The following is a 7,896-nucleotide window of genomic DNA, read 5'->3' on the forward strand; positions in this document are numbered from 1 at the left end:
GACATAAAGGTGATGATCACTGTCACTATTGCAACAAGGTAATCGCCCAAAATAGCTTGGATAGATTTAGCAAGGACGGCAACTGGAATGGTTAAGTCACCTTGGTAGCTAATTGGCGCCATAAACAAAAATAGACCAATTAACGAAGGGATGAAAAACATCCAAAAGCTACTTTGTGTTGGTGCTACAGGAGCTTCAATAGTTTGAGCGTTATCTTGCATGTCGTGTCTCGTATTACTGCGGGTCAATAGTCACCAATTGGTGGCATAAAAATGCACTAAATAGCTCTATTTAGTCATTGCAGGCAAGAATATCTATTTTTAAGATGGCTTGCAATACTATTCATTAATCAAGGTTAAGTATTCAAACAAAAGAGCTGTTATTCTCAGATAACATGGTCATTTGTTTTGTTATTGTTGCATTGGTTAATAATCTGTTGGTGATTGAGGCGTGCGTTTTAAAAAGAATTAAGGAGGGCTGAGGAAAATTGGGTGGTTAAGGTAAGAGGGACGGGTCAGTCAAAGGCCTTTAACCGGAGGCTAAAGGCCAAAAATGTATAGGTCCAATGAGCTTTATTGAGCTGTACTGATATTCAAACGTTGTAGGCTAACGCTAAGCGCATCATCGAATTGACTAAAGAAATTATCTTCACCGACCAAATCAACAATCCCCGCTTTTTTCAGTTTCATTGCAACACGAGTATTTGCACCAGAGATCAACACTTGCACATTCTTTTTATGGAAGTTTTCGATCATTTCCTCAATGGATTGCAGGCCAGTAATGTCCATAAATGGAACCCATTTAAGGCGAATAATTAAAATTTCTGGCTGCTCTTGAATGCTGCTCATCACACGCTCAAAGGTTTCAGCCGCAGCAAAGAAAAATGGGCCTTCTAAGGCATAAACGGCGAGCTCTCTTGGTAACTGAGTTTGCCCATGACGAAGCAGCTCAGCACTGAGCTCATGGTGTGTACTGGCTTTTACCTCAACACTAGATGCCATACGTTTTACAAAGTGAAGGGTAGCGATGATCACCCCGATGTTGACGGCGACAACTAAGTCCGCAAACACGGTTAATCCAAATGTTAGCAACAAAATAACCACATCGGCTTTGGGTGCACGTTTAACCAATTTAATAAAGTGGGGAACTTCACTCATGTTCCATGCTACGACGAACAAAATCGCACTGAGTACTGCCAGTGGAATATTGACGGCTAATGGTGCAAGTGCAATAAGGATGATGACCAGAGTGAGCGAGTGCACCACGCCCGAAAGTGGGCTTGTCCCCCCGTTGCGTATATTGGTTGCAGTACGTGCAATGGCGCCTGTTGCTGCAATACCACCGAAGAGCGGAGCCACGATATTAGCGATACCTTGGCCGACTAACTCTTGGTTTGAGTTGTGTTTGGTGCCCGCCATACCATCGGCGACCACCGCCGAAAGCAATGATTCAATCGCACCTAGCATGGCAATCGCAAAAGCAGGGCCAATCAATAGAATAATTTGAGAGAAGCTAACTTCTGGAAGCGAAAACTCTGGCAGTCCTTGAGGTATGCCTCCAAAAGCCGATCCAATCGTGCGGATCCCTTCAAAGCCAACAAAATATTGCAACACGGTAACGGTGACGAGAGCAAGCAGCGGCCCTGGTACTTTCGAGAGCTTCGGGATCTTAGGGCCGAAGATAACCAGCGCGAGTGAAAATAATGCAAGGCTTGTGGTGGCCCAATCCATCTGCGGAAAGGCATGGAAAATAGACACTAATTTTTGATGAAAATGCTCACCTTCGATTTTGGGGAGGCCGAAGAATTCTTGCCATTGCCCAACCCAGATGATGACACCGATACCGCTGGTGAAGCCGACGATTACGGGGTCAGGAATATAGCGGATGATGCTACCGAGTTTTGCGACCCCCAGAACCAATAGAATCACACCGGCCATCATAGTGGCTATCTGCAACCCACTGACCCCATACTGGCTAACAATTCCAGCGAGTATCACGATGAAAGCACCCGTTGGGCCGGCTATCTGCACTCGCGAGCCGCCAAACAGTGAAACGATAACGCCTGCAATAATGGCGGTGTATATCCCTTGCTCCGGTTTCACGCCAGAAGCAATAGCGAATGCCATCGCCAGTGGCAGAGCGACAACCCCTACAATCAAACCTGCACTGATATTATTTAGCCACTGTTTTGGTCGTAGCAGACCGGCTTTATAGGATTCATATACGGCAAACATAGTTGATAACCTTATTGAAAATAGGGGAAAATAGAAAGCGCGGTGGATTCTACGCTCATTTAAAATGCTGTAAAGAGGGGTGAATATTCAACGGAGGTTATAAATATAGTGGTTCGGCGGCGGAATTTTTACTATTTAGAGTTGTGGATGTGAGTCTATTTTCTTATGATTCACTAGGTAGGATGTTTTTTATACAGAGATGGAGTTTGTGATGATTAATAAACGTTTTTTTAAAACAAAAGAAGAAGTCGAAGTGACCTTTGAAGTGGACGTCCCAGATACGGCTGGCAATGTTGCGATAGTAGCGGACTTTCTTGACTGGCAACCAGAACCAATGAAAAAGGTGGCGAAAAGTAATAGTTTTAAATTTAAAACCCGTTTACCTAAAGATGCTGAATTTCAATTTCGTTACTTGTTGGATGACCAACAATGGGTTAACGATCCTAGCGCTGACCAGTACATTGCCAATGGTTTTGGCGAGGAAAATAGCCTAGTAACGACTTATCAATAGGTTGTTGATAAATCTTGTGAAAGCGTGAAACATGATTAGGACAGTACTCATTTTTACGTGTAATTGTTGATTTGTTATAAGGCACTCCGGTGCCTTTTTTGACCATAGAATCACACGATATAGGTGACTTTTGAAACAGAAAGTCTTAATCTTGAGGCTCTTTTGACTTAATCCACAGGATAGATAGTGCTTCCTCGTTCTCTCATTCTGCGCTTTTCTGAGCTTTCACTTCCAAAAAAAGCGTCGATTATTGGCCTACCGATTGTCGCGGCCATCGCATTTTCCTCGTCTATTCAGGATAGCTCCTTACAGCGCCAAATTGAGCTCTCTATTACCGAAACTCAAATTGTTCAGTCGATTTTATCTGATGCTATTGAGGTAAAAAATCTTCCGGATTTTGAATATGAGATTAAATCTGGTGACAATTTAAGTACTATCTTTAATCAACTTGGCTTTGGTTACCAAGACTTGATGAAGATTATGGAAACCGATTTAAACTACCTCGCATTGGATACGTTAAAACCTGGCAACATCCTCAGGTTTTGGAAAGCGCAAAATGGAAATGCGCTTTCCAAAATGGAGCTAGAATTTAGCCTAGTCGAGCGCGCGGTATATTCACGTTTAGATGATGGTACCTATGAGTTTCAAGATGTTAAAATACCGGGTGTATGGAAAGAGTTCGCCATGGTTGGCGAGATCCAAGGCAGCTTTTCTCAGTCGGTCAATTCGATAGGGTTAGGCAGCGCTGAGATAGAACAGATCGTCTCTTTACTTAAAGATAAACTCAATTTCTCTCGTGATCTTAGGGTTGGCGATCGATTTGAAGTGGTTCAATCTCGTCAATTTGTCGGTGAGAAATTGACGGGCAATCGTGAAATCCAAGCGATTAAAATCTACAGTCGAGGCAAAGACGTTTCTGCTTATTTACACCGTGATGGGCAGTACTATGACAAAAATGGCGATAGTTTACAGCGCGCATTTCAACGCTATCCGACGACAAATAAACGCATTACCTCTAACTTTGATGCGCATCGCCTGCACCCAGTCACAAAAAGAGTGGCTCCGCACAATGGTACTGATTTTGGTGTACCAGTCGGTACTCCGGTATTCTCGACTGGCGATGGTACGGTGATCATGACGCGTAAGCACCCTTATGCGGGTAATTACGTGGTGATACAACATGGCAGTACTTACAAAACACGCTATTTGCATTTGAGTAAAATTTTAGTGCGTAAAGGTCAGAAAGTATCGCGAGGTGAGCGGATCGGTTTATCTGGGCAATCGGGCCGAGTCACTGGGCCTCATCTGCATTATGAGCTGATGGTTCGAGATCGCGCAGTGAATGCCATGACCGCCAACATACCAATGGCAAACTCAGTGCCTAAAAAAGAGATGGCGGGGTTTGTTGCAAGGCGTAATGAACTCGATTCTATGCTTCAGCAGCAAGAACTGCGGTATGCCACCAGTGAGTCTTCGGCTGACCAAGAGTCTTAATTTGATAGCATAATGGATATTAGTAATCCCTCACTTTCAGAGTGAGGGTTTTTTATGCGCGCCGTACATGGCTCATGTTGTTCCAGTGAGTCACGATAGAGTGCGGTGTTTCTGGCTTTGAAAAATAGTAACCTTGGATCTGTTCACAGCCCATAGCATAGAGTTTCTCCAGAGCTTCTTGGTTCTCCACCCCTTCTGCGACGAGATCAACTCGAAGTTGATTTGCCAATTGAATAATCAACCAAACTACGCGCTCCGCTGTTTCGTTACACACCATGTTTTTGATAAAAGTGGCATCAATTTTAATGCAATCGATGGGGTAGCTATGGATGTAATTCAAGCTCGAATAGCCAGTGCCAAAGTCATCAAGCGCGATGGTAAAACCAAGTAGTCTGAGCTTATCTAAGATGTATCTAACTTCACTGGTTTGTGAAAGTAGTACTGTTTCGGTGAGCTCAATTGTGAATTCATTAGGCTCAAAGCCGTATTGAGTAATGGTTTGCATTAAGTGTTCGAGATAGCGCTTGGAGTTGATCAGTTCATGTGCCGAACAGTTAAGTCCTAATTTTACCTTGTAGCCTAAGCCCTCCTCTAGCTCAACTTTTGCTAGGCATGCCAGCTCAACAATGCGTTCTCCTAATTCCACAATTAAACCTGACTGCTCAGCAGTATCGATAAACTCAATCGGTGAAATCGCACCCAGAGTTTCGCTATTCCAGCGAGTGAGAATCTCAAAATAGTTCCACTGTTCTTGGTGACGACTGACGATCGGTTGCGCCACCACAAATAGTTCACTATTTTTACTGGTTAACTTATTGAGTTCACGGCGTAGAGCTTCTGTGATTTGGGTTTGACGATGGTATTGGTCACTCAGATGGGTATCATAGCAACGGATATTACTACCGCGAGTTTGCTTACACTCTTTGAGTGCTAAACAGGCATTGAGAATCAGTTGATCGGCCGTGATTGTCTCTTGAGTTTTCCTTGAAATGCCAATGCTTAAGCTAATTTTAATGCGATGTGATGCATCGACATAACCTGTATTTAGCTTATCCAATATACAGCGGCAGATTTGCAACGGATCATTAGAGAAGGTGATAAACGCATATTCATCCCCTGCGATTCGAAATGCCAAATTCTCTTCCGGAACGCTTTTAATGATGGCATTAGCCACAAACTTAATGATTTGGTCGCCAATATAGTGCCCATATAAGTCATTGATCGATTTAAAATTATCGATGTCTAAATAAGCAAGAGTAAACGGTTCATTGGTTGTTTCAACTAAGCGTTCTAATTTGTCAGCTAGATAACTGCGGTTCATTAAATCGGTCAGGTTGTCGTGAGAAACTTCGTAACTAAGTTGATTAACCAAGCTGTCAGAGCGTTCGCTCAACCACTTATTGCGCAGGCTGTGAACGACTATGTTCGCAATGATTCGGTGGTAGCCAATCACGAATTCCTCATCTTCGATGGGAGAATAGAAGGTAGACACGAGCATTCCGAGTATTTCGCCATTCTTGGCACGTAGGGGAATACCGATATAGGCATCAATCTTATTTTCAATTAGAAACTTGTCATCAGGAAAAATTTTGGTCACTTGTGATGGAAACAGACAGTATTCCTGTTTTGATTTCCACACTTGCTCACACGGTGTTCCCCTGAGCGGATAACCCGTGTCGTTGTTGTCTGGCGTCTCACCAGCATGAGATAAGGTGTGAGCTCTGTAATGCCATTTGTCTAACTCGACGATGCATGTACAGCAGGTTTGAAAATGTGTATGCAGCACCAATGTGGCCCGATCATGTAACTCAGAGCCATCGAGCAGCATGAGCTCGTTAATGGTGTTTAGACTAACTGCATCCCTAGCCAATGATGTTTTAGTCATATGTCGTACTCTGTTTTTTTAGAATATGCACTTAGTGACTATGGTCGACATTGCGCAGTTTTGCCACTCGCAATGATGGGTACTTGAGACGTAAAAAAATAAAATATTGGTTATTCAGCGGCTTAGTTGCAGAGTTTTATGAGTACTTTTTTGTCTAGGGTAAATTTGCTCTGGTGGACAATTTTGTGATGGAAATAGACGTAACCCCAATTTAGTTACCTAGCTTCATGCGTTAATTTTTCTTTTAAGTAGTTGAGAAATAAATGAGTTCGAGTGTGTTGATAATCAAGTTTAGGGTAATAAGCGTAAACCGTTGCTTGATCAACGGTGATATCGGGTAGCAAACGTACCAGATTGCCCAAACGTAGCTCTTCTTTGACCATCACGTCGTTGGTGACAATCACTCCCATGCCATTTTTGCCTGCATAGAAAAGTGCTTCTGGATTGGTTGTCGCGAAGTTACCCGATAACGATAGGCGTTTGCCCGTTGAGGTTTTTAATTCGCGCGTTGTGTGTTCTCCCCAAATCAAGACATTGTGCTGTTGAAGCTGTTCGGCAGATTTGGGCATACCATATTTTTCAATATAGTTAGGAGAAGCATAAAAGCCGGCCCTATGTTCAAATAGGGGTGAGGCTTTAAAACTGAGGGAGTTGAGTTGGTCAATTTCTCAGCTGATGAATAAATCAAGGTGAAGTTCGGGCAATTGCCCCGGAGTTGTTGTGGTCAGTTGGATTCGAATGTCAGGGTAGCGCTGTAGAAATTCATCTAAATACTGCACCAAAAATTTTGAGCCCACAGAGAGTGTCGCCCCAATTTTTAGCAGGCCAGCGGGAGTTTGGCTGACAGATCGTGTTTCATCAACCACCGATTGCCAACTTTCAAGTTGTGCTTTTGCTCGCTCATAAAAGAGAGCACCCGCTTCGGTTTGTGTCACCGTTCGAGTGGTGCGCTTAAGTAACTGCACGCCAATTTTCTCTTCCAGCCAATGTACTCGTTTACTGATGGCTGAGCTGGTGGTATTGAGCTTACGTGCCGCGCCGTTAAAGCTGCCTTCTTCAACCACTCGCATGTATGTTTTAACATTTTGTATCCAATCCATCGTTACCCTACTCATTCCTCATTGGAACTAATTCATTTCCTGAGTGCTTTATTATCAAATCTGAGTTGCCAATATATACTGAAAACGTATTTTGACACCACACCTACCGACGATAAGAGCTCACTTAGCAACCCATGAAAACTCTCGCTAGCACACCATTTAAAAAGACGCCGATGTTATTGGCGATGATGATCATTGCCACGGGCCAAGTTGGGGTGAGCATCTATTTACCTGCACTGCCGTTGATCAGCCGAGACTTAATGGTTGACCAAGCCAGTATTCAATGGCTCGTCACGCTCTTTTTAGTGGCGTTTGGAATGTCACAGCTTTTTTACGGGCCATTGTCTGATGCGGTTGGTAGACGCCCGACATTTTTACTCGGGCAGGGGATCTACTTGGCCGGTACAGTATTGTGTGTCTGTTTTTCGGATAATTTTCATGCGTTGGCTGCTGGTCGCCTACTGCAAGGGCTTGGCGCGGGAAGTGCTTCTGTTCTTGGCCGCAGTGTGCTGCGTGACAGTTATGATGGTCTGCAATTAACAAAGGCGCTTTCTTACATCGCCATCACCGCCTCAATTATGCCAATTATTGCCCCTGTGCTCGGTGGGTGGCTTGCCTTTCATTTAAGTTGGCAGTCCGTGTTTGTGTTCGTATTAGTGTATATCTGTACCA

General features: G+C 43.7%; 5 protein-coding genes and 2 pseudogenes. 3 read left to right on the forward strand and 4 right to left on the reverse strand.

All coding sequences use genetic code 11. The features are described from left to right. Positions 1 to 221: pseudogene (locus tag B9J87_RS04740) on the reverse strand (YjiH family protein); the annotation flags it as partial. A gap of 351 nt (positions 222 to 572) precedes the next feature. Beyond that, positions 573 to 2,234 carry a SulP family inorganic anion transporter gene (locus B9J87_RS04745; protein ID WP_094149572.1) on the reverse strand — a complete coding sequence of 554 codons (1,662 nt, stop codon included), beginning with the start codon at positions 2,232 to 2,234 and terminating at the stop codon, positions 573 to 575. A gap of 211 nt (positions 2,235 to 2,445) precedes the next feature. Between B9J87_RS04745 and B9J87_RS04750 the strand changes: the two genes are divergently transcribed. Together B9J87_RS04750 and B9J87_RS04755 are read left to right on the forward strand one after the other, a co-directional pair. Continuing rightward, complete coding sequence (locus B9J87_RS04750; RefSeq protein WP_026028657.1) at positions 2,446 to 2,745, forward strand: isoamylase early set domain-containing protein; 300 nt, start codon at positions 2,446 to 2,448, stop codon at positions 2,743 to 2,745. A gap of 186 nt (positions 2,746 to 2,931) precedes the next feature. Beyond that, positions 2,932 to 4,239, forward strand: a complete 1,308-nt coding sequence (locus tag B9J87_RS04755; protein WP_017050287.1) for a peptidoglycan DD-metalloendopeptidase family protein — start codon at positions 2,932 to 2,934, stop codon at positions 4,237 to 4,239. 52 nt (positions 4,240 to 4,291) lie between these two features. Here B9J87_RS04755 and B9J87_RS04760 read toward each other — a convergent pair whose 3' ends face one another. After that, positions 4,292 to 6,124 (reverse strand): putative bifunctional diguanylate cyclase/phosphodiesterase, encoded by a 1,833-nt coding sequence (locus tag B9J87_RS04760; RefSeq protein WP_013868105.1) that lies wholly within the window; start codon positions 6,122 to 6,124, stop codon positions 4,292 to 4,294. A 215-nt stretch (positions 6,125 to 6,339) separates the two neighbouring features. Next, a pseudogene (locus B9J87_RS04765) lies at positions 6,340 to 7,224 on the reverse strand (LysR family transcriptional regulator). A gap of 134 nt (positions 7,225 to 7,358) precedes the next feature. On the opposite strand from B9J87_RS04765, the gene B9J87_RS04770 reads away from it, so the two are divergent. After that, positions 7,359 to 7,896 (forward strand): MFS transporter (locus tag B9J87_RS04770; RefSeq protein ID WP_141201537.1); only part of this gene is annotated, 538 nt, incomplete at its 3' end.

It is taken from the genome of Vibrio sp. V19_P1S1T109 (assembly GCF_002241375.1).
Lineage (GTDB): Bacteria > Pseudomonadota > Gammaproteobacteria > Enterobacterales > Vibrionaceae > Vibrio > Vibrio anguillarum.